This window comes from Stenotrophomonas sp. JAG2 (assembly GCF_041080745.1).
GTDB classification, from domain to species: Bacteria; Pseudomonadota; Gammaproteobacteria; order Xanthomonadales; family Xanthomonadaceae; genus Stenotrophomonas; species Stenotrophomonas maltophilia_AA.
Genome location: NZ_JBEUMH010000005.1, coordinates 278207 through 304418 on the forward strand (window position 1 = coordinate 278207; position 26212 = coordinate 304418).

At 67.6% G+C, this 26212-nt stretch carries 22 protein-coding genes and 1 riboswitch; of the genes, 17 read left to right on the plus strand and 5 right to left on the minus strand.

Features of this window, described 5'->3' with window-relative positions; genetic code table 11:
* The first annotated feature begins 18 nt into the window (after positions 1-18).
* Entirely contained in the window at positions 19-705 is a 687-nt protein-coding gene (locus AB9O74_RS08655; RefSeq protein WP_369349039.1) for an alpha/beta hydrolase, read from the plus strand.
* Positions 702-1802, plus strand: coding sequence for a cell division protein ZapE (gene zapE / locus AB9O74_RS08660; protein ID WP_176990194.1), 1101 nt, complete (start codon positions 702-704; stop codon positions 1800-1802). Before AB9O74_RS08655 ends, zapE begins: the two co-directional genes overlap by 4 nt.
* Before the next feature lie 57 nt (positions 1803-1859).
* Here zapE and AB9O74_RS08665 read toward each other — a convergent pair whose 3' ends face one another.
* A complete protein-coding gene (locus tag AB9O74_RS08665; RefSeq protein WP_369349040.1) occupies positions 1860-2681 on the minus strand; it encodes a DUF2884 family protein in 822 nt (273 codons plus the stop codon).
* 567 nt (positions 2682-3248) lie between these two features.
* Between AB9O74_RS08665 and AB9O74_RS08670 the strand changes: the two genes are divergently transcribed.
* From AB9O74_RS08670 to AB9O74_RS08690, 5 genes are all read left to right on the plus strand, one after another.
* Entirely contained in the window at positions 3249-5633 is a 2385-nt protein-coding gene (locus AB9O74_RS08670; protein WP_176990192.1) for a ribonucleoside-diphosphate reductase subunit alpha, read from the plus strand.
* Between the two features lie 147 nt (positions 5634-5780).
* Positions 5781-6800, plus strand: coding sequence for a ribonucleotide-diphosphate reductase subunit beta (locus tag AB9O74_RS08675; RefSeq protein WP_176990191.1), 1020 nt, complete (start codon positions 5781-5783; stop codon positions 6798-6800).
* A gap of 127 nt (positions 6801-6927) precedes the next feature.
* Positions 6928-7341, plus strand: coding sequence for an acyl-CoA thioesterase (locus AB9O74_RS08680; protein WP_123731098.1), 414 nt, complete (start codon positions 6928-6930; stop codon positions 7339-7341).
* 46 nt (positions 7342-7387) lie between these two features.
* The gene (locus AB9O74_RS08685; RefSeq protein WP_350463781.1) at positions 7388-8206 is read left to right on the plus strand and encodes an NAD-dependent protein deacetylase; all 819 of its coding nucleotides are present in this window, start codon (positions 7388-7390) and stop codon (positions 8204-8206) included.
* A 58-nt stretch (positions 8207-8264) separates the two neighbouring features.
* On the plus strand, positions 8265-9413 hold the full coding sequence (locus tag AB9O74_RS08690; protein WP_369349041.1) for an NADH:flavin oxidoreductase/NADH oxidase: 1149 nt from the start codon (positions 8265-8267) through the stop codon (positions 9411-9413).
* 50 nt (positions 9414-9463) lie between these two features.
* Here AB9O74_RS08690 and AB9O74_RS08695 read toward each other — a convergent pair whose 3' ends face one another.
* On the minus strand, positions 9464-10396 hold the full coding sequence (locus AB9O74_RS08695; protein ID WP_369349042.1) for a LysR family transcriptional regulator: 933 nt from the start codon (positions 10394-10396) through the stop codon (positions 9464-9466).
* Positions 10397-10620: 224 nt separating this feature from the next.
* Here AB9O74_RS08695 and aceE point away from each other — a divergent pair, with 224 nt between their 5' ends.
* From aceE to purU, 3 genes are all read left to right on the plus strand, one after another.
* The gene (gene aceE / locus AB9O74_RS08700) at positions 10621-13293 is read left to right on the plus strand and encodes a pyruvate dehydrogenase (acetyl-transferring), homodimeric type (RefSeq protein WP_369349043.1); all 2673 of its coding nucleotides are present in this window, start codon (positions 10621-10623) and stop codon (positions 13291-13293) included.
* 206 nt (positions 13294-13499) lie between these two features.
* On the plus strand, positions 13500-14366 hold the full coding sequence (locus tag AB9O74_RS08705) for a hypothetical protein (protein WP_369349044.1): 867 nt from the start codon (positions 13500-13502) through the stop codon (positions 14364-14366).
* Between the two features lie 70 nt (positions 14367-14436).
* Entirely contained in the window at positions 14437-15288 is an 852-nt protein-coding gene (purU, locus tag AB9O74_RS08710) for a formyltetrahydrofolate deformylase (protein WP_369349045.1), read from the plus strand.
* An 84-nt stretch (positions 15289-15372) separates the two neighbouring features.
* Here purU and pncA read toward each other — a convergent pair whose 3' ends face one another.
* From pncA to metE, 3 genes are all read right to left on the minus strand, one after another.
* Positions 15373-15999, minus strand: coding sequence for a bifunctional nicotinamidase/pyrazinamidase (gene pncA, locus AB9O74_RS08715; protein ID WP_369349046.1), 627 nt, complete (start codon positions 15997-15999; stop codon positions 15373-15375).
* Positions 16000-16051: 52 nt separating this feature from the next.
* Entirely contained in the window at positions 16052-16741 is a 690-nt protein-coding gene (locus AB9O74_RS08720) for an epoxyqueuosine reductase QueH (RefSeq protein WP_369349047.1), read from the minus strand.
* 70 nt (positions 16742-16811) lie between these two features.
* On the minus strand, positions 16812-19109 hold the full coding sequence (metE, locus tag AB9O74_RS08725; RefSeq protein WP_369349048.1) for a 5-methyltetrahydropteroyltriglutamate--homocysteine S-methyltransferase: 2298 nt from the start codon (positions 19107-19109) through the stop codon (positions 16812-16814).
* A 213-nt stretch (positions 19110-19322) separates the two neighbouring features.
* Positions 19323-19556, minus strand: a riboswitch (cobalamin riboswitch).
* Between the two features lie 104 nt (positions 19557-19660).
* On the opposite strand from metE, the gene AB9O74_RS08730 reads away from it, so the two are divergent.
* From AB9O74_RS08730 to AB9O74_RS08760, 7 genes are all read left to right on the plus strand, one after another.
* Positions 19661-20443, plus strand: coding sequence for a hypothetical protein (locus AB9O74_RS08730; RefSeq protein WP_369349049.1), 783 nt, complete (start codon positions 19661-19663; stop codon positions 20441-20443).
* Between the two features lie 70 nt (positions 20444-20513).
* Positions 20514-21080 (plus strand): sigma-70 family RNA polymerase sigma factor, encoded by a 567-nt coding sequence (locus AB9O74_RS08735; protein ID WP_241696580.1) that lies wholly within the window; start codon positions 20514-20516, stop codon positions 21078-21080.
* Positions 21077-21862, plus strand: coding sequence for an anti-sigma factor (locus AB9O74_RS08740; RefSeq protein ID WP_369349050.1), 786 nt, complete (start codon positions 21077-21079; stop codon positions 21860-21862). The genes AB9O74_RS08735 and AB9O74_RS08740 overlap by 4 nt, the downstream gene beginning before the upstream one ends.
* A 90-nt stretch (positions 21863-21952) precedes the next feature.
* The gene (locus AB9O74_RS08745; RefSeq protein ID WP_369349051.1) at positions 21953-22912 is read left to right on the plus strand and encodes an acyl-CoA desaturase; all 960 of its coding nucleotides are present in this window, start codon (positions 21953-21955) and stop codon (positions 22910-22912) included.
* A gap of 1 nt (position 22913) precedes the next feature.
* Complete coding sequence (locus tag AB9O74_RS08750) at positions 22914-24194, plus strand: NAD(P)/FAD-dependent oxidoreductase (RefSeq protein ID WP_369349052.1); 1281 nt, start codon at positions 22914-22916, stop codon at positions 24192-24194.
* Entirely contained in the window at positions 24191-24958 is a 768-nt protein-coding gene (locus AB9O74_RS08755; RefSeq protein ID WP_369349053.1) for a DUF1365 domain-containing protein, read from the plus strand. Before AB9O74_RS08750 ends, AB9O74_RS08755 begins: the two co-directional genes overlap by 4 nt.
* A complete protein-coding gene (locus AB9O74_RS08760; RefSeq protein WP_369349054.1) occupies positions 24955-26211 on the plus strand; it encodes a class I SAM-dependent methyltransferase in 1257 nt (418 codons plus the stop codon). The genes AB9O74_RS08755 and AB9O74_RS08760 overlap by 4 nt, the downstream gene beginning before the upstream one ends.
* Position 26212 lies beyond the last annotated feature (1 nt).

Below are 26212 nucleotides of genomic sequence, written 5' to 3' on the forward strand. Positions count from 1 at the left end.
GGACGGTATTATGACGCCATGCACAATCCCCCATTTCCCCAAGAAAGCGGTGCGCTGACGCTGGACGGACCGGTCGGTCCGCTGGATGTCGTGGTTGATCTGCCCGAGGCCGATGTCGCGGTGCAGCCGGTGGTGGCGATCGTCTGCCACCCCCTGTCCACCGAGGGCGGCAGCATGCACAACAAGGTGGTGACCATGGCCGCGCGCTCGCTGCGCGACCTGGGCATCGCCACCGTGCGCTTCAACTTCCGCAGCGTCGGCGACTCGGCCGGCACGTTCGACAACGGCGTGGGCGAGCAGGACGACCTCAAGGCCGTCGCCGCCTGGGTGCGTGCACAGCGGCCGGGCCAGGCCCTGTGGCTGGCCGGTTTCAGCTTTGGTGCGTACGTCTCGTTGCGCGCCGCCGGCGACCTGCAGCCGACCACGCTGATCTCGATCGCGCCGCCCGCCGGGCGCTGGGACTTCGACGGCATGCAGCCGCCGGCCCAGTGGCTGGTGATCCAGGGCGAGGAAGACGAGATCGTCGATCCGCAGGCGGTCTATGACTGGCTGGACGGTCTGGATGCACCGCACGAACTGGTGCGCATGCCCGACACCAGCCACTTCTTCCACCGCAAGATCGTCGACCTGCGCGGCGCGCTCATCCATGGCGTCAAGCAGTGGCTGCCGAATCCCGCCCCCGACGCGGCCCCCGACGCGACATGAGCGACACGGTGATGACCCCGTCGCAGCGCTACGCCGATGGCGTGGCCCGGGGCGAATGGCAGAACGACCCGGCCCAGCACGCCGCCCTGGCCGAGCTGGATCGCATCCATCTCGCGCTGGTCGACAGCGCGCAGGACGGCTGGCTGGATCGCCTCTCCGCATTCTGGAAGAAGCCCGAACCGGTCAAGGGCCTGTATTTCTGGGGCGGGGTGGGGCGCGGCAAGACCTTCCTGGTCGATCTGTTCTATGACGGCCTGCCGATCGAACAGAAGTACCGCACCCATTTCCATCGCTTCATGCGCGGCATCCACGAGCGCCTGCGCGAGCACCAGGGGCAGAGCGATCCGCTCGCGAAGATCGCCCAGGAGTGGCGCAGCAAGCTGCGCGTGCTGGTGCTGGACGAGTTCTTCGTCACCGACATCGGCGATGCGATGCTGCTGGCGCGCCTGCTCGAGCGCATGTTCGCCGAGGGCGTGACCCTGGTGACCACCTCCAACACCGCCGTCGAGAACCTGTATCTCAACGGCCTGCAGCGCGACAGCTTCATGCCCGCGATCGGGCTGCTGCAGACCTACTGCGTGGAGCTCTACGCCGAAGGCACCGAGGACTACCGCATGCGCGCGCTGACCCGCTCGCCGGTGTACCAGTCCCCGATCGATGCCGGCAGCGACGCCTGGCTGGCCGGCCGCTGGGCCGAGCTCAGTGGTGGGCAACCGGCCAAGGCGGGCAACATCGAGATCGAGGCGCGCAAGATTCCGGTGCGCGGCCGCGGCAAGAGCATCGTCTGGTTCGATTTCAAGGCGCTCTGCGAAGGCCCGCGCGGCCCCTCGGATTACATCGAGATCGCGCACGAGTTCAACACCGTGCTGCTCGGCGACATCCCGCACTTCGACACGCTCAACGAAGATGCCGCGCGCCGCTTCGTCAACCTGATCGACGAGCTGTACGACCGCCACGTCAACCTGGTCTGCACCGCGACCGATTCCCCCGTGGCGCTGTATTCGGGCGTCCGCCTGCAGGGCGCGTTCGAGCGCACCGCCTCGCGCCTGATCGAAATGCAGAGTGCCGAATACCTGGGTACCCCGCACCGCGCGTAAATCCACGCCGGGCTTGGACAGGCCGTGATGTAGATCCACGCCATGCGTGGATGCTCTCTACAACGGCGGCAACACCAACGCGTCCCCGCGCGGCTGTTCGTGCGCGATCGGCGCGGCCGCGTCCTCGTCGCCGTCCATCACCATCATCGCCAGCGGCTTGCCCTGGTAGCGCACCTCCAGCGACTGCTGGATCGCATCCAGCGCCAGCACCTGCGTGCACAGCGACCGGGCCTGCGCCTCCAGCGCCTGCCCGCGGACGTCCATGCGACGCTCCAGGTCGGCCTCCATCTTCTCGGCGCGCGCCTCGATCCGATCCGAGCCGCCGGTCAGCATCGTCCACAGCACGCCGCGGGCGAGCGAGCCGGACACGCTCTCGGCCGCGTCCTGCACATGCCGGTCGAAGCCCTCCTCGAACACCGCCTGCTCCCAGATGCCGCGTCCCAGGGTGCGGGCCACATAGTCGTGGGCACCGCGACGCAGTCGCTCGACCCGTCGCTGGGTGCCACCGCTGCCGGTCATGATCTCCACCGTGGCCCCCAGCGCATCGAAGGCGATATCCGTGGCCTCCCCGGCCACCCCGGCCACGGCAGGCACCAGCTGGCGGGTGCCCCATTCGAGTTGGCGCAGCCGCTGGGCGTCGGCGTCGCTGACCGGGATCGGCTGGCGGTCGATGTTCAGCTCGCCATCGTGGAAGAAGATCTCGGCCGGCACCTGCCCGCGGTTGCGCAGCCAGATGCCGCCGCTGTCCACCAGTACGTTGTAGGGCGTGCTCACCCCGCACTGGCGCGACGACAGCTCCGGCGCCTTGCTCTGGCCGGCAGCGGCGGTGCCAGCCAGGGTCAGGCCCAACATCAGACATCCGGTCAGGGGCAGGCGCATGGTCGCGTTCATATAAAGGAGACGCATCGGAGGGTGGCACCCCGGGGCGACCCCGGCGCGGGTCGGAAGTCACCCTGGTCGGCGGCGATTCGTTAGGGCCATGTGAGCGTCCGTTGTTCTGTTTTCGAGGAGGACAATCCGGTCATCCGGCCTTGACTGCGCACTCGGTTTCGACAGGTCCAGACCGTTCGTCGGACGCCCTTCAGGCCCGGTCCTTGCGCCGCAAGGGATTAGGGAAATTCACTACATTTGGCGTTGACGACACCTGGTACCCCCACTATCTTGTGGCCGTCGGTACCGCCGACCACAAGTCGACGGGAGTATTGCCTTCACGCCGATGGCCTGAAGACCTACTGACAACCGCACGAAGTACAGCGTGTGGTGCCGGTCGCAGGATTCTCCGGGGGGAGAGGACCGGTGACGCAGGGGAACCGCCCGCAGGCTTGCCTGCACGGGTCGCGGCTCCTGCGACGCCGATAGTCCACCCTGAGCATCTCTGCATCGGTTCCGGCGCCTGCCAGGCAGACCCCGCTGTACCACCCCAAATCACGCCAAGAGGAAAACGCCGTGAGCACCGAAACCAGCGCAGCTATCGATAAGGAAAGCGAATTCCTGCTGACCTCGCCGCCCACCGCGACCGCCATGAGCGTGACCAAGCGCAACGGCACGACCGAACTGGTGGACCTGAACAAGATCGTGCGCGCCGTACAGCGCTGCTGCGAAGGTCTGCATGCGGTGGATCCGATGCGCGTTGCGACCCGGACCATCTCCGGCCTGTACAACGGCGCGACCACCCAGGAGCTGGACGAACTGTCGATCCGCACCTCGGCGCTGCTGATCGGTGAAGAACCGGAATACGGCCGCCTCGCCGCGCGCCTGCTGGCCAACTTCATCGCCAAGGAAGTGTCCGGCCAGGAAATCCATGCGTTCTCGCAGTCGGTCGGCCGCGGCCACGAAGTGGGCCTGATCAACGCGCGCCTGCTCGACTTCGTGCAGATCAACGCCCGCAAGCTCAACGACGCGATCGATCCGTCGCTGGACCTGCATTTCGATTACTTCGGTCTGCGTACCCTGTACGACCGGTACCTGCTGCGTCATCCGCACACCCGCAAGGTGATCGAGACCCCGCAGCAGTTCTTCCTGCGCATCGCCAGCGCGCTGAGCGAAGACGTGCCGGAAACCCTGGCGCTGTACAAGCGCATGGGCAACCTGGATTACCTGCCGTCCAGCCCGACGCTGTTCAACTCCGGTACCACGCATGAGCAGCTGTCCTCGTGCTTCCTGCTGGATTCGCCGCAGGATTCGCTGGAGTCGATTTACGCCAAGTACGGCGACATCGCGCAGCTTTCCAAGTTCAGCGGCGGCATCGGCGTCAGCTACAGCCGCGTGCGTTCGCGTGGTTCGCTGATCAAGTCGACCAACGGTCATTCCAACGGCATCGTGCCGTGGCTGAAGACCATGGATTCCTCCGTGGCGGCGGTGAACCAGGGCGGCAAGCGCAAGGGCGCGGCCTGTGTGTACCTGGAAACCTGGCACGCCGACGTCGAGGATTTCCTCGAGCTGCGTGACAACACCGGTGACGAATCGCGCCGTGCGCACAATCTGAACCTGGCCAACTGGGTGCCGGACCTGTTCATGCAGCGCGTCGAGGCCGACCAGGAATGGTCGCTGTTCGATCCGAGCGTGGTGCCCGAGTTCACCGATCTGTTCGGTGAAGCCTTCGAGCAGGCCTATCTGCAGGCCGAAGCCCAGGGCAAGGCCCAGCGCACGATCTCCGCACGCAAGCTGTACTCGCGGATGATGCGTACCCTGGCCGAGACCGGCAACGGCTGGATGACCTTCAAGGACAAGTGCAACCGCGCCAGCAACCAGACCCTGCGTCCGGGCAACGTGATCCACCTGTCCAACCTGTGCACCGAAATCCTGGAAATCACCTCGGCCGAAGAGACCGCGGTGTGCAACCTGGGCTCGATCAACCTGGGCAACCATTTCGACGCCCACGGCGAGTTCGATTTCGACAAGCTGGCCGACACCGTGCGCCTGGCCGTGCGCCAGCTCGACCGCGTGATCGACCTGAACTTCTACCCGATCGAAACCGCCCGCCGCGGCAATCTGCGCTGGCGTCCGGTCGGTCTGGGCTGCATGGGCCTGCAGGACGTGTTCTTCCGCAAGCGCCTGGCCTTCGACAGTGCCGAAGCCCGCGCGCTGTCGAAGAAGATCGCCGAATCGATCTACTTCCACGCGCTGGAAACCTCATGCGAGCTGGCCCAGGAACGCGGCAAGCACCCGTCCTTCGCCGACACCCGTGCGGCCAGCGGCGAGCTGCAGTTCGATGCCTGGAACGTGGTGCCGGAAGACACCGCACGTTGGGACGCGCTGCGTGAGCGCATCAAGGAACACGGCCTGCGCAATTCGCTGCTGATCGCGATCGCCCCGACCGCGACCATCGCCTCGATCGCCGGTTGCTACGAGTGCGTCGAGCCGCAGGTGTCCAACCTGTTCAAGCGCGAAACGCTGTCCGGCGACTTCCTGCAGGTCAACCGTTACCTGGTGAACGAGCTGAAGAAGCTCGGCCACTGGACCCCGGAAATGCGCGACGCGATCAAGCTGGCCGAAGGCTCGATCCAGGGCATCACCCAGATCCCGGAAACGCTGCGCCACGTGTACCGCACCGCCTGGGAACTGCCGATGCGTTCGCTGATCGACATGGCCGCCGACCGCGGCGCGTTCATCGACCAGTCCGCCTCGCTCAACCTGTTCATGGAAAGCCCGAACATCGGCGCGATGTCCTCCATGTACATGTACGCCTGGAAGCAGGGCATCAAGACCACGTACTACCTGCGTTCGCGCCCGGCGACCAAGATCGCCAAGACGACCGTCAGCAGCTACACCCCGGTCGAAGCCGTCGCCTGCTCGCTGGAAAACCCGGAAAGCTGCGAGGCGTGCCAGTAAACAAGGTGTGCCGGCCCACCGGGCCGGCACCGCCGGGTGCACCGACGGACGGTCGTTGCCTACCCGGGAACACCGGTTCCGCCGGAAAATCACACATTCGGTAGCTACCGACCGTTGGTCGGTAGTCGCCAAGAAGGACGAAACACCATGGCCGACAAGCCGAGTCAAATGCTGCTCGATCCAGGTTTCGAACTGACGTTGCGCCCGATGCGCTACCCGCAGTTCTATGACATGTATCGCAACGCGATCAAGAACACCTGGACGGTCGAGGAAATCAATTTCCAGATCGACATCAGCGACCTGCACGGCAAGATGTCGCCGGGCGAGCGCCACCTGATCCACCGCCTGGTCGCGTTCTTCGCCACCGGCGATTCGATCGTGTCCAACAATCTGGTGCTGAACCTGTATCAGCATCTGAACGCGCCGGAAGCGCGCATGTACCTGTCGCGCCAGCTCTATGAAGAAGCGCTGCACGTGCAGTTCTACCTGACCCTGCTTGACAACTATCTGCCGGATCCGGACGAGCGCGCCAAGGCGTTCGACGCGGTGGAGAACATCGATTCGATCAAGAAGAAGGCCGACTTCTGCTTCAAGTGGATCGATTCGATCCAGAACCTGAAGCGCATCGAGACCCGTGACGAGCGTCGCCAGTTCCTGCTCAACCAGATCTGCTTCGCGGCGTGCATCGAGGGCCTGTTCTTCTTCGCCGCCTTCGCCTACGTGTACTACTTCCGTTCGCGCGGCCTGCTCAACGGTCTGGCCTCGGGCACCAACTGGGTCTTCCGCGACGAGAGCGCGCACATGGAGTTCGCCTTCGAGTGCGTGGACGTGATCCGCGAGGAAGAGCCGGACCTGTTCGACGATGCGATGAAGCAGGAGGTCTACGACATGCTGGCCGACGCGATCGAGTGCGAAGTGCAGTTTGCCGAGGACGTGCTGTCGGGCGGCGTGGCGGGCATTTCGACGCGCGACATGCGCCAGTATCTGCAGCATTGCGCGGACAATCATTTCCATCGCCTGGGCATGGAAAAGAAGTACAACGTGCGCAATCCGCTGAGCTTCATGGAGCTGCAGGACGTGCAGGAGCTGACCAACTTCTTCGAGCGTCGTTCCTCGGCCTACCAGGTGGGCGTGAAGGGCGAAGTGTCGTTCGACATGTCGTTCTGATCTGACGCTTACGTCGTGATTCCGAAAAGCCCCGGACATGTTCCGGGGCTTTTTGTTGTGCTCTACGCGACCAACCACCCCCCTGTCGTATCATCCGCGCCACCCCACAACACTCCCGGCCCCCGCCATGACCCCCATCCCTGAGACCATCCCGCCCATCGAAGTCCGCATGGCCGAGATCGTGTTCCCCAACCACACCAACCACATGGGCACCCTGTTCGGTGGCCAGGCGCTGGCGTGGATGGACAAGGCGGCGTTCCTGGCCGCGGCCCGCTACTCGCGCCGCACCGTGGTCACCGCGCGCTCGGACCAGGTCGATTTCAAGCTGCCGATCCGCATCGGCCAGATGGTCGAGACCGTCGGCCGCATCGTGGAGGTCGGGCGCAGCTCGATGAAGGTCGAGGTCGAACTGATCGCCGAGGACCTGCACAACGGCGAGCGCAAGCTCTGCACGCGCGGGCACTTCGTGATGATCGCGCTGGATGCCGACGGCCATCCGACCACCGTTCCGCCGCTGCCGGGCGACATCCCGGGTCCGTGAGCGGCCAGCGATTGCCTCTCCGCGCCTGCGCCCCCATCTGCTGATCATGAGCACCCCCCTCGCCGAATTCATCGACCGCGCCCAGCGCCTGTTCGTGCTGACGGGCGCCGGCTGCAGCACCGATTCGGGCATTCCGGATTACCGCGATGCCGATGGGCAGTGGAAGCGGACGCCGCCGGTCACCTATCAGGCCTTCATGGGCGAGCTGGCCACGCGCCAGCGCTACTGGGCGCGCAGCCTGCTGGGCTGGCCCCGGTTTGGCTGGGCCCAGCCGAACGGCACGCATGCCGCGCTCGCCGCGCTGGAGGCCCGTGGCCAGGTCGAGCTGCTGCTCACCCAGAATGTCGACCGCCTGCATCAGCGGGCGGGCAGCGAGGCGGTGATCGACCTGCATGGGCGGCTGGACCAGGTGCGCTGCATGGGCTGCGAAGCCCGCACCCCGCGCGAGGCGTTCCAGCACCGGCTGCTGGCGCTCAACCCCGGCTGGGAGCACCTTGAAGCCGGGCAGGCGCCTGACGGCGATGCCGATCTGGAGATGGATTTCTCCGCCTTCCAGGTGCCGGCGTGCCCGCTGTGTGGCGGCGTGCTGAAGCCGGATGTGGTGTTCTTCGGCGAAAGCGTGCCGCGCGAGCGGGTCGCGACCGTCCACGCGCATCTCCAGCAGGCCGATGCGGTGCTGGTGGTCGGCTCCTCGCTGATGGTCTATTCCGGCTTCCGCTTCGTGCAGGCCGCGGCCCAGGCCGGGCTGCCGATCGCCGCGCTCAACCGCGGCCTTACCCGCGCGGACGCGCTGTTGAGCTTGAAGGTCGACCAATCCTGCGCCGACGCGCTGGCCTTCCTGCTGCCAGGAACCGCCGCCGCCTGAGCCGCTACGAAACACTGATCCATTGGCACGGTTGCCTCCGCCGCCGCACAGGAGTGCAATGGCGCCCGGTTCCATTTCCTCTTCCCGAGTTCCCCCCTTGAGCCAGCTCTTCTCCTCCATCCCCTTCGGCCCGCTGACCCTGCCCAACCGCATCGTGATCGCGCCGATGTGCCAGTACTCCTGCGTCGACGGCCTTGCCAATGACTGGCACCGCATCCACCTCGGGCAGCTGTCGCAGTCCGGCGCCGGCCTGCTGATCCTGGAAGCCACCGCCGTGCTGCCGGAAGGCCGCATCAGCTGGGCCGACCTGGGCCTGTGGGATGACGCCACCGAAGCCGCGCTGGCCTCGGTCGTGGCCTCGGTCAAGCAGTGGTCGCCGATGCCGCTGGGCGTGCAGCTGGGTCACGCCGGCCGCAAGGCCTCGGTCAACAAGCCGTGGGAAGGCGGCGGCGCGATGGACCCGTCCGATCCGCGCGCCTGGCCGACGGTCGCGCCGTCTGCGCTGCCGTTCGCCAAGACCGATCCGACGCCGACCGAACTGGATCTGGCCGGTATCGATGCGGTGGTCGAAGCCTTCGCGGCTGCGGCCCGTCGCGCCGAACGCGTCGGCATGGACCTGATCGAACTGCATGCCGCGCACGGGTACCTGCTGCACCAGTTCCTGTCGCCGCTGAGCAACCGCCGCGAGGATGAGTACGGTGGCTCGCTGGAAAACCGCATGCGGCTACTGGTGCGCGTGTTCGACGCCGTGCGCGAGGCCGTCTCCGATCGCATCGCGGTCGGTGTGCGCATCTCCGCGAGCGACTGGGTGGCCGGCGGCTGGGATATCGAACAGACCACGACCCTGGCGCACGTACTGGATGCGCGCGGCTGCCAGTTCCTGCACGTCTCCAGCGGTGGCAACGACCCGCGGCAGCAGATCCCGCTGTCGCCGGGCTACCAGGTGCCGTTCGCGCAGGCGATCAAGGCGCACAAGCTGCGCATGCCGGTCATCGCGGTGGGCCTGATCACCGAGCCCTCGCAGGCCGAATCGATCCTGCGCCACGGCCATGCCGATGCGATCGCGCTGGCCCGCGGCATCCTCTACGACCCGCGCTGGCCGTGGCATGCCGCTGCGGCACTGGGCGATTCGGTCGCCCCGGCCCCGCAGTACCTGCGCTGCGAACCGCGCGAAGCGCGCGGTGTGTTCATCGCGCCGGAACGCTGACACGCTGACGGGAGTGCCGGCCGCTGGCCGGCCTCCGGGTGACCCTGCACTCAGCCGACATCCACCCGCCACGCCGGCGGCAGCCCCTCGATGATGTGCTGCATCAGCGCCCGCACCTTGGGCGTCAGATCACGGCGATCGCTGACGCACAGGAACAACCGCATCGGCTCCGGTGAGGCCTGGGTGCTCGCCGCATCGCCGGGTTCGAACAGCGCCTGCAGCTCGCCGCGCGCGAGATAGGGCGCGGCCACGAACGCCGCCAGCCGGGTGATGCCGCCGCCGGCCACCGCCATCGCGGCCAGCGCATCGATGTCGTCGCTGACCAGCGCCGGGTTCACCTCGGTATCGAATCGCATGCCATCGCGCACGAAGCCCCACGGCAGGTAACGCCCGTCCAGCGGGTAGCGCAACAGCAGGCAGCGATGCTCGCGCAGCGCCTCCGGTGTGAGCGGAATGCCGGCCCGCGCCAGGTACGACGGCGCCGCGCAGAACACGAACGGCACCTGCGCGATCGGCCGCGCCACCAGGCCTTCCTCCAGCTGCGGCTCGATCCGGATGCTGACGTCCACGTCTTCGTGCGCGTGGTCCACGCTGCGGTCGGTGAGCAGCAGTTCGATCGCCAGGCGCCGGAACCGGGCCTGCAGCGCGGGCAGCAACGGCGCCAGGGCGTGCCGGCCGAACGCGGTGCTGCTGGCGATCCGCAGCCGGCCTTCGGGCGTGGCATCGAGGTCGGTCACCGCGGCCTGGGCGCGCTGCAGGTCGCGCTCGATATGGCGCACCTGGGCCAGGTACAGCGCGCCGCGTTCGGTCAGGGCCAGCGTGCGCGTGGTGCGGTTGAGCAGGCGCACGCCCAGATGGGCCTCCAGGCGGGCGATGTTCTGCCCGACCGCCGCCGGGCTGACCCCCAGCGTGCGCGCGGCCGCGGCCAGGCTGCCGGCATCGGCGGTCCGGATGAAGCTGCGGATTGACTGGAGAATGTTCATGCTGGCCGCCATTCTCGCGCTCCATTGGAAAGAATTTCTTTATAAAGCGCCAAGCCCATCCGGTCTACCCGCCCCGGCGGCGGCTGCTTATCGTGCCTGTCCCGCAACCGCCAGGTTGCCCGCTCGCCCGGCTCTGTTGCCCGGGCGACGCCGCTTCCGCGCTGTGCCGCCCCCGCTGCCGTCGCGTCCTGCGCACGGCCTGGCCGCCTTCCCCGGAGATGCACATGAACCCAGCGCTCGCCCCCCTCGATACCGACCCGCAGGAAACCCAGGAATGGCGTGAGTCGCTGGAGGCGGTCATCCACGCCGCCGGCCGCCCGCGCGCGCATTACCTGATGGACCAGCTGAGCGAGCTGGACACGGCCCGCCACGGCGACCTGCATGGCCGCGTGTGGACGGCCTACACCAACACCATTCCGGTCGAACGCCAGCCGGCCTATCCGGGCGACCTCGGCATCGAGCGCCGCCTCAACGCGATGATCCGCTGGAACGCGATGGTGATGGTGCTGCGCGCCGGCAAGCACTCCAACGTGGGTGGCCACATCGCCACCTACCAGTCCGCGGCGGTGCTGTACGACGTCGGCTTCGATCACTTCTTCCGTGGCCGCACCGATACCTTCGATGGCGACATGATCTACATCCAGGGCCACTCGGCGCCCGGCATCTACGGCCGCGCGTTCGTCGAAGGCCGCATCGCGCCCGAACGCATGGACAACTTCCGCCGCGAATCCGACCGCGACGGACTGTCCTCGTACCCGCACCCGCGGTTGATGCCGGACTTCTGGCAGTTCCCCACGGTTTCGATGGGGCTGGGCCCGCTCACCGCCGCCTACCAGGCGCGTTACATGCGCTACCTGGAGTACCGCGGGCTGAAGGAGCACCAGGGCCGCAAGGTCTGGGCCTTCCTTGGCGATGGTGAAATGGACCAGCCCGAATCGCTGGCCGCCATTTCCGTGGCCGGCCGCGAGCGCCTGGACAACCTGGTGTTCGTGGTGAACTGCAATCTGCAGCGGCTCGACGGCCCGGTGCGCGGCAACGCCAAGGTGATCCAGGAACTGGAAGGCACCTTCCGTGCCGCCGGCTGGAACGTCATCAAGGTGATCTGGGGTGGCGGCTGGGATGCGCTGCTCGCCAAGGACAGCACCGGCCTGCTGCGCCAACGCATGATGGAATGCGTGGACGGCGACTACCAGACCTTCAAGTCGCAGAACGGTGCCTACGTGCGCGAGCATTTCTTCGGCAAGTATCCCGAACTGCTGGCGCTGGTCGAGGACCTGAGCGATGACGACATCTGGGCACTCGCCCGCGGCGGCCACGATCCGCAGAAGGTGTATGCCGCCTACGCGCAGGCCGTCGCCGGCAATGGTCGGCCGAGCGTGATCCTGGCCAAGACGGTGAAAGGCTTCGGCATGGGCGAGGCCGGTGAAGGCCAGAACATCAACCACCAGCTCAAGAAAATGAGCGCTGACGCCGTGCGCGCGTTCCGCGATCGGTTTGACCTGCCGGTCAGCGACGACCAGCTGGAGGACATGCCGTACCTGCGTCCCGCACCGGGCAGTGCCGAAGAGCGCTATTTCGCACAGCGTCGCCACGCCCAGGGCGGCCAGCTGCCGGCGCGCGTGACCCATGTCGATCCGTTGCCGGTGCCGGCGTTGTCGGCCTTTGCCACCCAGCTGCAGGGCAGTGGCGAGCGTGGCCAGTCCACCACGATGGGCTTCGTGCGCATCCTCACCACGCTGCTCAAGGACCCCGAACTGGGCAAGCTGATCATTCCGATCGTGCCCGATGAATCGCGCACGTTCGGCATGGAAGGGCTTTTCCGCCAGATCGGCATCCACTCCTACCTCGGCCAGCTGTACACGCCGCAGGATGCCGGCCAGCTGAGCTATTACAAGGAAGCCAAGGACGGCCAGATCCTGCAGGAAGGCATCAACGAGTCCGGTGCGATCTGCTCGTGGATCGCCGCCGGTACCGCCTACAGCAACCACGGCCTGGCCACGATTCCGTTCTACATCTTCTATTCGATGTTCGGCCTGCAGCGCGTCGGTGACCTGGCCTGGGCCGCTGCGGATGCGCGCACCCGTGGCTTCCTGCTCGGCGCCACCTCCGGGCGCACCACGCTGATGGGCGAGGGCCTGCAGCACGACGACGGCCACAGCCACGTGCTGTCCTCGGTGATCCCGAGCTGTGTGTCCTACGACCCGACCTACAACTTCGAACTGGCGGTGATCATCCAGGACGGCCTGCGCCGGATGTACGTGGACCAGGAAGAGATCTACTACTACATCACCGTGCTCAACGAGGCCTATCCGCACCCGGCACTGCCGGAAGGCAGCGAAGCCGGCATCCTCAAGGGTCTGTACCTGCTGCACCCGGCTGTCGCCGACAGTGACCCGGCGCTGCGCGTGCAGTTGATGGGCAGCGGCGCGATCCTGCGCGAAGTGGAAGCCGCCGCCACCCTCCTGCAGCAGGATTTCGGCATCGGCAGCGACGTGTGGAGCGCCACCAGCCTCACCGAACTGCGTCGTGATGGCCTGGCGGCCGAGCGCTGGAACCTGCTGCATCCGCTGCAGGAACCGCGGGTGCCGTATGTGCAGCAATGCCTGGCCGCGCACCCGGGCCCGGTGATCGTCGCCACCGACTACATGAAGATCGTCGGCGACCAGATCCGCCCCTTCATCGATGACCGCCGCTTTACTGCGTTGGGCACCGACGGCTTCGGCCGCTCGGACACGCGCGAGTCACTGCGTACGTTCTTTGAAGTGGACCGCCACTTCATCGTGCTCGCCGCGCTCAAGTCGCTGGCCGACGAGGGTCGGATCGAACGGGCCCAGCTGCAGGTGGCGATCGACCGCTATGGCATCGATGTGGAGAAGGTGGATCCGGCGGCGGTGTAGTCGTTGGGCGGTGACGGCGCGGCGACGCTGCCAGCCGCGCCAGACACTCACGCCGGGCCGCCATAGATGCATTCGATGCCGTGAGCTGAGTCACGGCATCGGCATCACCGTTCACGATAGCGTGGTGACACGGTAGCGGAAGGGGCACATCGGTAATGCTGGCAGTGATGCTTCGAGGCAGGGCGTGGGCGGCCTGCGCAAGGCGGATGGTGATCAGCCTTGTGCTGTTTGTGGGTATCCCGATGCCGATCGCGATGTCGGTCGAGCTGCCCCTGTTTGATTCGCTGACGCAGCTGGATCGTGCCGCGCCGATTGCTCCGGTCCAGCAGCGACTGGCGGCGATGCGCAGCGCTTACGCACAGGCTGCGCCGGTCAGGATGGAGCGCTCGCAGTGCCTGGCGCAGACGGATGAGCGTCTGGAGGACCTGTTCCAGGCCACTGCGCTGATCGCGTTCTATGCCAGGGATACCAGCTCCCTGGACCGCCTCCAGTGCCTGCACGATGCCCTGGTCACCCGTGGCCAGGCCAGCGCGGCGCATCACCGGGCGCTGCGGGGCACATTGATCTCGCTTCAGCAGTTTGAACGTGCCAACACCGTGGGGGCGGCGCTGGCCGATGCCGGCGCGCCGTTGCCCACGATCCGCGGCAGCATCCCGCAAGGCAAGCCGCTGCTGGGCTTGATCAGCGTCGATGAGGCAGAACGCGTGGCACTGTCCGACGACGGGCTCCGGGTGGTCGCGATGGTGCATCCATACTGCGGCTTTTCCCGCCGCGCACTGGAGGCGATCACCACCCAGGCGCAGTACGCATGGCTGCGACCGCATCTGCAGCTGGTGGTGCCGATCGGGCAGCAGTGGCCGGGGCAGGAGCTGATCGACTGGAACGCGGCGCATGCCGGACTACCGATGCGGCCGATGGTGGTCGACCCGGCATGGGCGGGCTTTGAGCGGAATGAGACACCTGCGTTCCATCTGGTCCGCGAGGGCACGGTGATCGCCACCGTGACCGGGTGGCGGGGTGAAGGCGCGGAGTTGGGTGCCATCCGTGCGGCGTGGGATGCCGAGCAGCGCTGACTTCCCCGCGCCCTTGGTTGCATCTGAGAGCATCGTCCGCACATCGGCGGTGCTCGCTTACACTGGTCGGATGCGCCCCGATTCCATCCTCACCCTGTCATGCCCGGACCGTACCGGGATCGTCTACCGTGTGTCCGGCCTGCTGTTCGAGCTGGGCTGCAACATCCTCGATGCCCAGCAGTTCGGCGACGACGAGAGCGGCCGGTTCTTCCTGCGCGTGCATTTCGACCGTGCCGCCGAGCAGTCACTGGGCGACGTGGAAGTGCGCATGGCCACGCTGGCCGCCGAGTTCGGGATGGACTGGCAGCTGCATGACGCCCGCCGTCGTGCGCGCCTGCTGGTGCTGGTGAGCAAGCAGGGGCATTGCCTCAACGATCTCCTGTTCCGCGCGCACAGCCGGCAGCTGCAGGTGGACATCGCGGCGGTGGCCTCCAATCACGAGGACTTCGCCGCCCTGGCCGGCTCCTACGGCGTGCCGTTCCATCACCTGCCGGTCAACGCCGACAACCGCGCCGTGCAGGAGCAGCAGATCATCGACCTGGTCGAACGCGAGCAGATCGACCTGGTGGTGCTGGCGCGCTACATGCAGATTCTGTCGCCGCGCCTGTGCGAGGCCCTGGCCGGGCGCGCGATCAATATCCATCACAGCTTCCTCCCCAGCTTCAAGGGCGCGCAGCCGTACCACCAGGCGCACGCGCGCGGGGTCAAGATCATCGGTGCGACCGCGCACTACGTGACCCCGGATCTGGACGAAGGCCCGATCATCGAGCAGGACGTGGCGCGCGTGGACCATGCGATGACGCCGCGCGACCTGGTGCGACTGGGCAGCGATACCGAATCGCAGGTGCTGGCCCGCGCGGTACGCCGGCACGTGGAGCATCGGATCCTGCGCAACGGGCATCGCACGGTCGTGTTCCGCTGACGGGGTGTGGTGCTGCCTGCGCTTTGATCCGGTAGGTACCGACCGTTGGTCGGTACGCTTTCTGGCCGGCGCCCAATTCGCCCATCAGACAACCGCGATCTTCGCCTTCGCCAACGCCTCACGCACCATGCCGTCATTGGCCTCGGTGACCGGCCGGGTCAGGTCCCAATGGAATTTGACCCGGAACCCGGACTTCACCGCGTCCTGGGCGCTCCACAGCACGCAGTAATCGCGCGCCAGGCCGCACACATGCACCTCGCGGATGCCGCGCTCATGCAGCCAGCCCGCCAGTCCGGTGGCCGGGCGGGTGCCGTCGGGGCCATGGTTCTCACGGAAGGCGCTGTACGAATCCACCGCGCGTCGGGTGCCCTTGCGCAGGATCAGGTCGGCTACGTTCCAGTCCACGCCCGGGTGCAATGCAGCGCCCGGGCTGCCCTGCACGCAGTGGTCCGGCCACAGGGTCTGCGGCTGCGCGTGCAGCAGGATCGCCTCGAACGGCAGGTGTCCCGGGTGCTGGCTGGCGAACGAGGCATGGTCGGCCGGATGCCAGTCCTGGGTCGCCACCACGGTGCGGTAATGGCGCTCGGCGAGCACCGCGGCGATGCCCGGCACGATCGCATCGCCGTCCACGCAGGCCAGCGCGCCACCGGGCATGAAGTCCGGTTGCAGGTCGATCACGACCAGGGCGACATCGGCAGGGTAACGGCTCATGGCGACTTCACGACGGTGGGGGCGCCCAGTCTAGCCGACGCCCCCGCAACGGTCAGTCGGCGTTGCCCTGCCGGGAGGTGCCATCGCCGTAATACAGCACCCCCAGCTTGATCCGCTCGCGTCCGGTCTCGCGGCGGTGGCGGTTGGCGTCGCGCAGCGAGTACACGCAGCCGCAGTATTCCTGCTGATAGAACTGCTCGCGCTTGCTGATCTCCACCATCCGCGCGGCGCCGCCGCCCTTGCGCCAGTTGTAATCCCAGTACTGGATGCCCGGGTAGTGCGCGGCGGCGCGGTGGCCACAGTCGTTGATCTGGTTCATGTCCTTCCAGCGCGAGATGCCCAGCGAGCTGCTGATCACCTGGAAGCCATGTTCGTGCGCATACAGCGCAGTACGCACGAAGCGCATGTCGAAGCACATCGTGCAGCGGATGCCGCGCTCGGGCTCGTTCTCCATGCCGCGGGCACGCGAGAACCACGTGTCGGTGTCGTAGTCGGCGTCGACGAATGGCACGCCATGCTTCTCGGCGAAGCGGATGTTCTCCTGCTTGCGCAGTTCGTATTCCTTCACCGGGTGGATGTTGGGGTTGTAGAAGAAGATCGTGTAGTCGATACCGGAGGCGGTGATCGCTTCCATCACCTCGCCCGAGCACGGTGCGCAGCACGAATGCAGCAGCAGCTTGGTGTGCCCATCGGGCAGGGACAGGGTGGGACGGTCGATCGGTGTCAGCGGGGGCGTGTTCATGGGTCTCTCGTCGACCCCACCGCCGGCAACGGCGGCGATGGGGTCCTTGGGGCAGTCTACAAAGGGCAGATCAGGCGGCGTCGGCGTCTGCGGTTTCCTCGCGCAGCTCGCGCGCAGCGGCCACCAGTGCTTCCAGCGCGGCACGGGTTTCCGGCCAGCCACGGGTCTTCAGGCCGCAATCCGGGTTGACCCAGATCTGCTCGGGACGCAGCACCTCGGCGGCCTTGCGCAGCAGTGCCAGCATCTCGGCCTTGTCCGGCACGCGCGGGGAGTGGATGTCGTACACGCCCGGGCCGATCTCGTTGGGGTACTGGAAGCGCACGAAGGCATCGAGCAGTTCCATGCGCGAGCGCGAGGTCTCGATCGAGATCACGTCCGCGTCCATCGCGGCCACCGAGTGGATGATGTCGTTGAACTCGGAATAGCACATGTGGGTGTGGATCTGGGTCGCATCGCGCACGCCGCTGGCACTGATCCGGAAGGCTTCGACCGCCCAGTCCAGGTAGTCGCGCCACTGCGCGCGGCGCAGCGGCAGCCCTTCGCGGATCGCCGGCTCGTCGATCTGGATCACGCCGATGCCGGCCGCTTCCAGATCGGTCACTTCATCGCGCAGCGCCAGCGCGATCTGACGGCAGGTGTCCGCGCGCGACTGGTCATCGCGCACGAACGACCACTGCAGCACCGTCACCGGGCCGGTCAGCATGCCCTTCATCGGCCGCTGGGTAAGCGACTGCGCGTACTGCGACCAGCGCACCGTCATCGGCTGCGGGCGGGTCACATCGCCGAAGATGACCGGCGGTTTCACGCAGCGCGAGCCGTAGCTCTGCACCCAGCCGTTCCTGGTGAAGGCGAATCCATCCAGCTGCTCGCCGAAGTACTCGACCATGTCGTTGCGCTCGAACTCGCCGTGCACCAGCACGTCCAGCCCGATCTGTTCCTGCACGCGCACGCAGTGCTCGGTCTGGGTCGCCAGGAAGGCATCGTAGTCGGCATCGGAGAGCTTGCCGGACTTGTTGCGGGCGCGCGCCTCACGCACCTCCAGCGTCTGCGGGAACGAACCGATCGTGGTGGTCGGGAAGCGCGGCAGCTTGAGCGCGGCCGCCTGGGCCAGGTGACGCTGCGGGTAGCGGCTGTGGCGCTGGGCATCGGCCGGGGTCAGCGCGGCCAGTCGCGCGGCGACGGCCGGGTTGTGCACGCGCGGCGAGCGGCGACGGGATTCGATGCACGCACGCGACTGCGCCAGCGGCGCCTCGGCGCGTGCCGGCGCATCGATAGCGTCGGCCAGCACGCGCAGCTCGCCGAGCTTCTGCCGGGAGAACGCCAGCCAGCTGCGCAGTTCGTCGTCCAGCTTCTTTTCGTGGTCCAGATCGACCGGGCTGTGCAGCAGCGAACACGAGGGCGCCAGCCACAGCGCATCGCTGCCCACATGGCCGTGCGCGTAGCGCGCCAGCACCAGCGCGTTGTCCAGGTGGGTGCGCCAGATGTTGCGGCCATTGACCAGGCCGGCCGACAGTACGCGACCGGCGGGCAGCGCCTTGATCACCGCATCCAGCTGTTCCGGCGCGCGGACCAGATCCACATGCAGGCCATCGACCGGCAGCGACGCGGCGAGATCGAGGTTGTCCTCCAGCGCACCAAAGTAGGTCGCGACCAGCACCTTCGGGCGGGCGGCCTGGCCCAGCACCGCATAGGCGTGTTCGAACGCGGCCCTCGTGGCCTCGTCCAGGTCCTGCACCAGCAGCGGCTCATCCAGCTGCACCCACGAAGCGCCGGCGGCCTTGAGCTCGCCCAGCAGCTGCACGTATACCGGCAGCAGCGCATCGAGCAGGTCCAGCGCGTTGCTGCCATCGGTGGTCTTGGACAGCCGCAGGAAGGTCACCGGCCCGATCAGCACCGGGCGGGTCTCGATCCCCAGCGCCTTGGCCTGGCGGTACTCGGCCAGCGGCTTGTCGCCGCGCACCGTGAAAGTCTGGCCGGCATGCAGTTCGGGCACCAGGTAGTGGTAGTTGGTGTCGAACCACTTGGTCATTTCCAGCGCATGCAGGTCGATGCCATCGCGCTGCAGGCCCCGCGCCATCGCGAAGTAGCCGCCCAGCGGTTCGGCATCGGCGAGCGCGCGGTAACGGGCCGGGATCGCATCGAACAGGAAGGCGGCATCGAGCACCTGGTCATACAGGCTGAAATCGTTGCTCGGCGGCACATCCACGCCGGCCTCGCGCTGCAGCTGCCAGTGGCGTTCGCGCAGTTCGGCCGCGGTGTCCTGCAGCGACGCGGCGCTGCTCTCGCCGGACCAGAAGGCTTCGAGCGCGCGCTTGAGTTCGCGCTTGGCGCCGATGCGCGGAAAACCCAGGGTGGTAACAGTGGTCATTGGAACGTGTCCTCATTGCGTAGGGGCATTGAGGAACGAAGGAACCGCGCGCCGTCCGGGGCTTTGCAGCCCGTTCCGCCCCGCCAGCGACCTTCGCCCCCGCGGGCGAACCGGATGCCGTGAAGCGGACGCACGGGGGCAGCGCCAGGCAGGCGGCATGGCGGCAGGCCCCGGCAACCTCCCCGCGGACGTTCCAGGTCGAATCGGAGGACGGTCGTGTCCTCCGGCCGGGGCCGGTATTCGGGCTGATGGACACGGGCGCGGACACCCACCTAGTACCTGCCGCTTCCCAGGCGCGATGGCCCAGTGCTGTTGGCAGGAGTCGTTTCCATTCACCGCTGCGGGGCAGCTCCGGAATGGGCGCACGAGGCGCCTTCACCGGATTCCCGTTTAAATCCATCCCTTCATCTGCATGAAGCGATGGATACCTTCGGCGAGCACAAGGTAGGCCGAAGGCGAGCGATGGTCAAGTCGTCTGCGCGATTGACCCCACTGCATCCAAACCGCAGCCAACTGCGTATCTCCCTGCAAGCCCGCCCGTTTGGACCCCCATGCGCCAGCCGATGCCCTGCCTGATCCTGCTGATGTCGGCCTTTGCCGTCCCCGTGAGTGCCGCCGACCAGACCGTGCAGCGCCAGGAAGGGCGCGCGTACGCCACCGCCGATGGGCGCCTGCTCTACCGCGAGACGCACTGGCTGCAGGGACCGACAAGCGCACAGTCGCGGCTGGTGCTGTACCGCTGCAGCGATGGCCGTCCGTTCGCGCGCAAATGGATGACGCCGCAGGGCAACCCGCAGACGCCGGACTTCACGCTCGACGATGGCCGCGATGGGTATCAGGAAGGCGTGCGTGGTACCTCCGATGCGCGCCAGGTATCGGTCCGCGCCAGCGCCCAGGCGCCCACCTTCAGCCGGGCGATCGCGATCCCCTCGGGGGCCGTGGTCGATGCCGGCTTCGATGCCGCGGTACGCCGTCATTGGGCTGCGCTGCAGGCCGGACAGAGCGTGGCGTTCCAGTTCCTCCTGCCCAGTCGCCAGCGCCTGGTGCCGCTGAAGCTGCAGCGTACCGGCGCGGTCACCTGGCAGGGCCAGCCGGCCGAGCAGCTGCAGATGAAGCTCGATGCCTGGTTCGGCTTCGCCGTGCCCGCGGTGACCTTGATCTATGCCACCGCGGACCAGCGCCTGCTGCAGTTCACCGGCACCGGCAACGTCCGCGATGACAAGGGCAGGTACCCGGACGTGCGGGTCGAGTTTCCCGCCGCCCCCGTTGCAACGCCCGCCGCCGAGCTCACCGCTGCCCGCACGCAGCCGCTGGTGAAGACATGCGGTGCCTGAGCGCCCCCTTGCAGACAGCGCCGGGAGCAAGGAGGATGCCGATACGCCCGTTATCGACATTGAGCCTGCAATGCCCGAGCTGGACGCCGCCGCCGCCGCATCACACCGCCTGGACGAGTTGCTCGTCCGGGTCGCCGGAGGCGATCGCCAGGCGTTCGAATCGGTCTATCAGCTTGCCTCCGGCCGCCTGTTCGCGATCTGCCTGCAGGTGCTGCGCGACCGCGGCGATGCCGAAGAGGTGCTGCAGGAGGTCTTCACCACGGTCTGGCACAAGGCGGCACAGTTCGACCGTGCCAAGGCCGCGGCCATGACCTGGCTGTCGATGATGGCCCGCAACCGCTCGATCGACCGCCTGCGCGCCGCGCCGCCGCGCGCGCTGGATGATCTGTCGGTGGCCGAGGAACTGCCCGATTTCGCGCCGCAGCCGGCCCAGGTGGCCGAACAGGCATCCGATCACGAGCGCCTGCAGGACTGCCTGGACACGCTGGAGCCGCGCCGCCGCTCGCTGATCCGGCTGGCCTTCCTCGATGGCGCCAGCTATGAGGAACTGGCGCGCCGCATCGGCTCGCCGCTGGGCTCGGTGAAGAGCTGGATCCGCCGGGGCCTGGGCCAACTGCGGGTGTGCCTGGAACGATGAACATCCGCGACCTCCACGATCTGCATGACGACGGCGAACCGCCGAGCGCCGACATCCTCGCCGGTGAGTACGTGCTGGGGGTGCTCGACGCCGCGCGGCGCGCCGAGGTTGAACGCCGCATCGCCAGCGATCCCGGTTTCGGCCGGCTGGTGACGCAGTGGGAAAACCGCCTCGCGCCGATGCTGGAGTCGCTCGGCACCGAAGCCGTGCCCGCGCATCTGTGGCCGCGTATCCGGACCTCGCTGGGCTGGCCTTCCGCAGCCACGGCCTCGCCGCGGCTGTGGCAGCGCACCGGGTTCTGGCAGGGCATGACCGCGCTGGCCGCCGCATTGGCGCTGGTGGCGGTGTTCAGCCGCCGCGAACTGGAGCCTGCCGCTCCGGTGTCCACCCCGGTGGCGGTCACGCCGAGCACCCCGACGGCCCCGGCCGAACCGGAGCAGGCGACCAAGCCGGTCACCCCGCTGCTGCACGACGATGGCACGCCGGGCTGGCTGGCCTCGGTCGACAAGACCCAGGGCATGGTGCTGATGGTGCCCGTCCCGGCACCGGCAGACGCGGCCGGTCGCGCGCCGGAGCTGTGGCTGATCCCGGCCGGTGGCGCTCCGCGTTCGCTGGGCCTGGTCTCGATCAACCGTGCCCACACCGTGGCCGTGCCCGACACCCTGCGTGATGCACTTGTGAACGGCTCGGTGCTGGCGATCACGCTGGAGCCCTCCACCGGCGCGCCGCAGGGCATTCCGACCGGCCCGATCATCGCCAAGGGCGATATCGCGAACCTGTAACCGCATGGGTCCGGACTATTTTTCCGGATCCGTGCATCCAAACGGCGCCCGCTCCCGTATCTCCTGATAACGCCTCAGGAGAAGCGAGTCATGTCGGTCAGCCCCACCCCCGACGCAGGACGCACCGCACAGCGACGCCGCTGGGCAACGCTGCTGCGCTGGTTCGACACCAGCACCGATGCGGCGGCCGCGACCGGCCAGCCACAGCGCGTGGACTGGGTGCGGGCGATCCCGTTCGCCGCGATGCACCTGGCCTGCCTGGCGGTGATCTGGGTGGGTGTCTCCTGGGTGGCGGTCGGCGTGGCGGTCGCGCTGTACGCGGTGCGCATGTTCGCGATCACCGCCTTCTACCACCGCTACTTCTCGCACCGTACCTTCCGCACCTCGCGCGCCGTGCAGTTCCTCTTCGCGCTGATCGGCGCCTCCAGCGTGCAGCGCGGCCCGTTGTGGTGGGCCGCGCATCACCGCAACCATCATCGCCATACCGATACGGCGGCCGATCCGCATTCGCCCTCGGTGCATGGCTTCTGGTGGAGCCACATGGGCTGGTTCCTCACGGTCGAGGGCTTCCGTACCGACTGGTCGCGCATCCCCGACCTGGCCAAGTACCCGGAACTACGCTGGCTGGACCGCTTCGACACGCTGGTGCCGATCGCATTGGCCGCCGCGCTGTTCGGCCTGGGTGCCCTGCTGGAGCGCATCGCGCCGTCGTGGGGCACCACCGGCGGGCAGATGCTGGTGTGGGGGTTCTTCATCTCCACCGTCGTGCTGTTCCATGCCACGGTCACGATCAATTCGCTGGCGCACCGCTTCGGCCGCCAGCGTTTCAACACCGGCGATGACAGCCGCAACAACCTGTGGCTCGCCCTGCTGACGTTTGGCGAAGGCTGGCACAACAACCATCACTTCTTCCCGGGGACCGCGCGCCAGGGCTTCTACTGGTGGGAAGTGGATGTCACCTGGTATGGCCTGCGGGCGATGGCCGCGCTCGGCCTGGTGCGTGATCTCAAACCCGTGCCGGCCTGGGTGCTGGCCAAGGCGGAGCACTGACATGCGTATCGCCGTGATCGGATCGGGCATCGCCGGCCTCGCCAGTGCGTGGTGGTTGAGCCAGCGGCACGAAGTGACGCTGTTCGAGGCCAATGACTACCTCGGTGGCCATACCCACACGCATGAGGTGGAGATCGATGGCCGCACGCAGGCGGTGGATACCGGCTTCATCGTGTTCAACCCCGCGCACTATCCGTTGCTGACCGGCCTGTTCGAGGAACTGGGCGTGGCCTCGCAGCCGACCACGATGAGCTTCTCGGTGCACAGCGAACGCAGCGGGCTGGAGTACAACGCCACCTCGCTGGACACGCTGTTCTGCCAGCGCCGCAACCTGGTGTCGCCGCGGTTCTGGGGCATGCTGCGCGACCTGCGCCGTTTCTACCGCGAGGCGCCGGCGCTGCTCGAGCGCGACGATGAAGGCCCCTCGCTGGGCGAATTCCTGGACAAGGGCCGCTACGGCCGCACCTTCATCGACGAACACCTGCTGCCGATGGCCTCGGCGCTGTGGTCGTCGCCGACGGCCAGCCTGGCCGCCTTCCCGGCGCGCTACCTCGTGCAGTTCATGGCCAATCACCAGATGCTGCAGATGACCGGGCGCGCGCCGTGGCGCGTGGTGCAGGGTGGCTCGGCGCGGTATGTCGACGCGCTGCGCCGCCGCTGGCAGGTGCGTGAGCGCCTGGAGTGCCCGGTATTCGGCGTGGAGCGTCACGAGCATGGCGTGCGCGTGCACAGCGCTGCCGGCCTGGAAGGTTTCGACCAGCTGGTGCTGGCCTGCCACAGCGACCAGGCACTGGCCCTGCTGTCCGATGCCGATCTCACCGAACGCGCCGTGCTCGGCGCGATCCGCTACCAGCCCAACGAGGTCGTGCTGCACACCGATGCCAGCCTGTTGCCGCGCGACCGCAAGGCGTGGGCCGCATGGAACGCGCACGTACCGCGCGATCCGCTGGCGCCGTGCACGGTCAGCTACTGCATGAACCTGCTGCAGGGCATCGACACACCGACGCCGTTGGTGGTCACCCTCAACCGCAGCGCTGCGATCGATCCGTCCACCGTGCTGCGTCGCCTGCAGTACGCCCATCCGGTGCACGACCACGCGATGGTGCGGGCGCAGCAGCGCTGGACGGAGATCGAGGGCCACCGCCGGACCTGGTTCGCCGGTGCGTACTGGGGCTGGGGCTTCCACGAGGATGGCATCCGCAGTGCGCGGCGCGTGGTCGATGCGTTGCAGGCGCTGGATGCCGAGTCGTACTGGCCGCTGGCCGAGGCGCTGCCGGCATGAGCGCCAGTGCGATCTACCGTGGCTGGATGCGCCATCGGCGGCACGCGCCGCACGCGCATGCATTCCGCTACCCGATCGCGCAGCTGCTGCTGGATCTGGACGAACTGCCGCGCCTGTTCGAGCGGCGCTGGCTGTGGTCGGTCGGCCGCCGCAACGTTGTCGAGTTCCGCCGCAGCGATTATCTCGGCGCGCCCGATCAGCCGCTGGCCGATTCCGTCCGCGCACGCATCACCGAGGCCTTGGGCGGCGCGCCTGCCGGGCCGATCCGGCTGCTGACGCATCCGCGTTATGCCGGCCATGTCTTCAATCCGGTGAGCTTCTATTACTGCTACGCCGCCGACGGCACCACGCTGGACAGCATCGTGGCGGAGATCACCAACACGCCCTGGAAGGAACGCCACGCCTACGTGCTGCCGGTGGCGCAGGCCGATGCCCAGGGCCGCGCGCTGTGCTGGACGTTCGACAAGCAGTTCCACGTCTCGCCCTTCATGCCGATGGACTGCGAGTACCGCTGGCGCTTCACCGCGCCCGGCGATGACCTGCACGTGCACATGCAGGTGTGGCGCGAGGGCGTGTGCCAGTTCGATGCCGACCTGGTGATGCAGCGCCATCCGCTCACCGGTCGTGGCCTGGCCGGCGTGCTGCTGCGCTACCCGCTGATGACCCTCAAGGTAGTGGCCGCGATCCACTGGCAGGCGCTGCGCCTGTGGCTCAAGCGCACCCCCGTTCACGACCATCCATCTCTTGCCGGAAAATCCCCATGAACGACATGACCCGTGCGGTGGCCGTGCCGCAACCGTCCGCCCTTGAAGGATTCCTGCGCGGGCGCCTGCTGGCGCAACTGGCACCGCTGCGCGGTGGGCATCTGCGGCTGCGCGACGCCGTGGGCGATGTGGTGATCGGCGATCCAGACGCCACGCCCCAGGTGACGGTCTGGGTGGACGACCCCGGTTTCTACCGCGCGGTCGCGGCGCAGGGCAGTGTCGGTGCGGGCGAGGCCTACATCCGCGGTGACTGGCGCTGCGATGACCTGGTCGCGCTGGTACAGCTGCTGGTACGCAACCGCGATCTGCTCGATGGCATGGAGCGCGGCCCGGCCCGCATCGGCGGCTGGCTGCTGAAAGGCTGGAACCGGCTGCGCCGGAATACGCGCGAAGGCAGCCGCCGCAACATCGCCGCGCACTACGACCTGGGCAATCCGTTCTTCTCGCTGTTCCTGTCGCCGGACCTGATGTACTCCTCGGCGCTGTATGCCCGCCCGGACGACACGCTGGAGGCGGCGTCCGAGCGCAAGCTGGCGCGCATCTGCGAGCAGCTGCAGCTCACCGCGGCCGATCGCGTGGTTGAGATTGGCACCGGCTGGGGGGGCTTCGCGCTGTACGCGGCGCGCCACATCTGCTGCCACGTCACCACCACCACCATCTCGGTCGAGCAGTACACGCTGGCAAAGCAGCGGGTCGAGGCGGCCGGCCTGCAGGACAAGGTGACCCTGCTGCTCAAGGACTACCGCGATCTGGACGGTCAGTACGACAAACTGGTTTCCATCGAGATGATCGAGGCGATCGGCGCGCAGTACCTGGACACCTACTTCGCCACGCTGACCCGCCTGCTCAAGGACGATGGCCTCGCGCTGCTGCAGGCCATCACCATCGAAGACCAGCGTTACGAGCAGGCCCGGCGCAGCGTCGACTACATCAAGCGCTTCGTGTTCCCCGGGAGCTTCATCCCCTCGATCAACGCGATCGTCGCCGCCAAGACCCGCAGCAGCGACCTGCAGCTGATCGGCCAGCACGATTTCGGCCCGTCCTATGCACTCACCCTCCGCGCGTGGCGCCAGCGGTTCCTGGCCCAGCTGCCCGCAGTGCGCGCGCAGGGCTTCGATGCACGCTTCATCCGCCTGTGGGAGTTCTATCTCGCGTACTGCGAAGGTGGCTTCCTGGAGCGCTCCATCGGTGTCTCGCACCTGCTGATGGCGCGTCCGGGCTACCGGCCCGCGCTGATCGCCGGGGAGGGCTGAG

Coding starts and splice junctions, on each gene's coding strand:
- AB9O74_RS08655 (WP_369349039.1), top strand. CDS start 19: ATGCACAATCCCCCATTTCCCCAAGAAAGCGGTGCGCTGACGCTGGAC.
- zapE (WP_176990194.1), top strand. CDS start 702: ATGAGCGACACGGTGATGACCCCGTCGCAGCGCTACGCCGATGGCGTG.
- AB9O74_RS08665 (WP_369349040.1), bottom strand. CDS start 2,681: ATGCGCCTGCCCCTGACCGGATGTCTGATGTTGGGCCTGACCCTGGCT.
- AB9O74_RS08675 (WP_176990191.1), top strand. CDS start 5,781: ATGGCCGACAAGCCGAGTCAAATGCTGCTCGATCCAGGTTTCGAACTG.
- AB9O74_RS08680 (WP_123731098.1), top strand. CDS start 6,928: ATGACCCCCATCCCTGAGACCATCCCGCCCATCGAAGTCCGCATGGCC.
- AB9O74_RS08685 (WP_350463781.1), top strand. CDS start 7,388: ATGAGCACCCCCCTCGCCGAATTCATCGACCGCGCCCAGCGCCTGTTC.
- AB9O74_RS08690 (WP_369349041.1), top strand. CDS start 8,265: ATGGCGCCCGGTTCCATTTCCTCTTCCCGAGTTCCCCCCTTGAGCCAG.
- AB9O74_RS08695 (WP_369349042.1), bottom strand. CDS start 10,396: ATGAACATTCTCCAGTCAATCCGCAGCTTCATCCGGACCGCCGATGCC.
- aceE (WP_369349043.1), top strand. CDS start 10,621: ATGAACCCAGCGCTCGCCCCCCTCGATACCGACCCGCAGGAAACCCAG.
- AB9O74_RS08705 (WP_369349044.1), top strand. CDS start 13,500: ATGGTGATCAGCCTTGTGCTGTTTGTGGGTATCCCGATGCCGATCGCG.
- purU (WP_369349045.1), top strand. CDS start 14,437: ATGCGCCCCGATTCCATCCTCACCCTGTCATGCCCGGACCGTACCGGG.
- pncA (WP_369349046.1), bottom strand. CDS start 15,999: ATGAGCCGTTACCCTGCCGATGTCGCCCTGGTCGTGATCGACCTGCAA.
- AB9O74_RS08720 (WP_369349047.1), bottom strand. CDS start 16,741: ATGAACACGCCCCCGCTGACACCGATCGACCGTCCCACCCTGTCCCTG.
- metE (WP_369349048.1), bottom strand. CDS start 19,109: ATGACCACTGTTACCACCCTGGGTTTTCCGCGCATCGGCGCCAAGCGC.
- AB9O74_RS08730 (WP_369349049.1), top strand. CDS start 19,661: ATGCGCCAGCCGATGCCCTGCCTGATCCTGCTGATGTCGGCCTTTGCC.
- AB9O74_RS08735 (WP_241696580.1), top strand. CDS start 20,514: ATGCCCGAGCTGGACGCCGCCGCCGCCGCATCACACCGCCTGGACGAG.
- AB9O74_RS08740 (WP_369349050.1), top strand. CDS start 21,077: ATGAACATCCGCGACCTCCACGATCTGCATGACGACGGCGAACCGCCG.
- AB9O74_RS08745 (WP_369349051.1), top strand. CDS start 21,953: ATGTCGGTCAGCCCCACCCCCGACGCAGGACGCACCGCACAGCGACGC.
- AB9O74_RS08750 (WP_369349052.1), top strand. CDS start 22,914: ATGCGTATCGCCGTGATCGGATCGGGCATCGCCGGCCTCGCCAGTGCG.
- AB9O74_RS08755 (WP_369349053.1), top strand. CDS start 24,191: ATGAGCGCCAGTGCGATCTACCGTGGCTGGATGCGCCATCGGCGGCAC.
- AB9O74_RS08760 (WP_369349054.1), top strand. CDS start 24,955: ATGAACGACATGACCCGTGCGGTGGCCGTGCCGCAACCGTCCGCCCTT.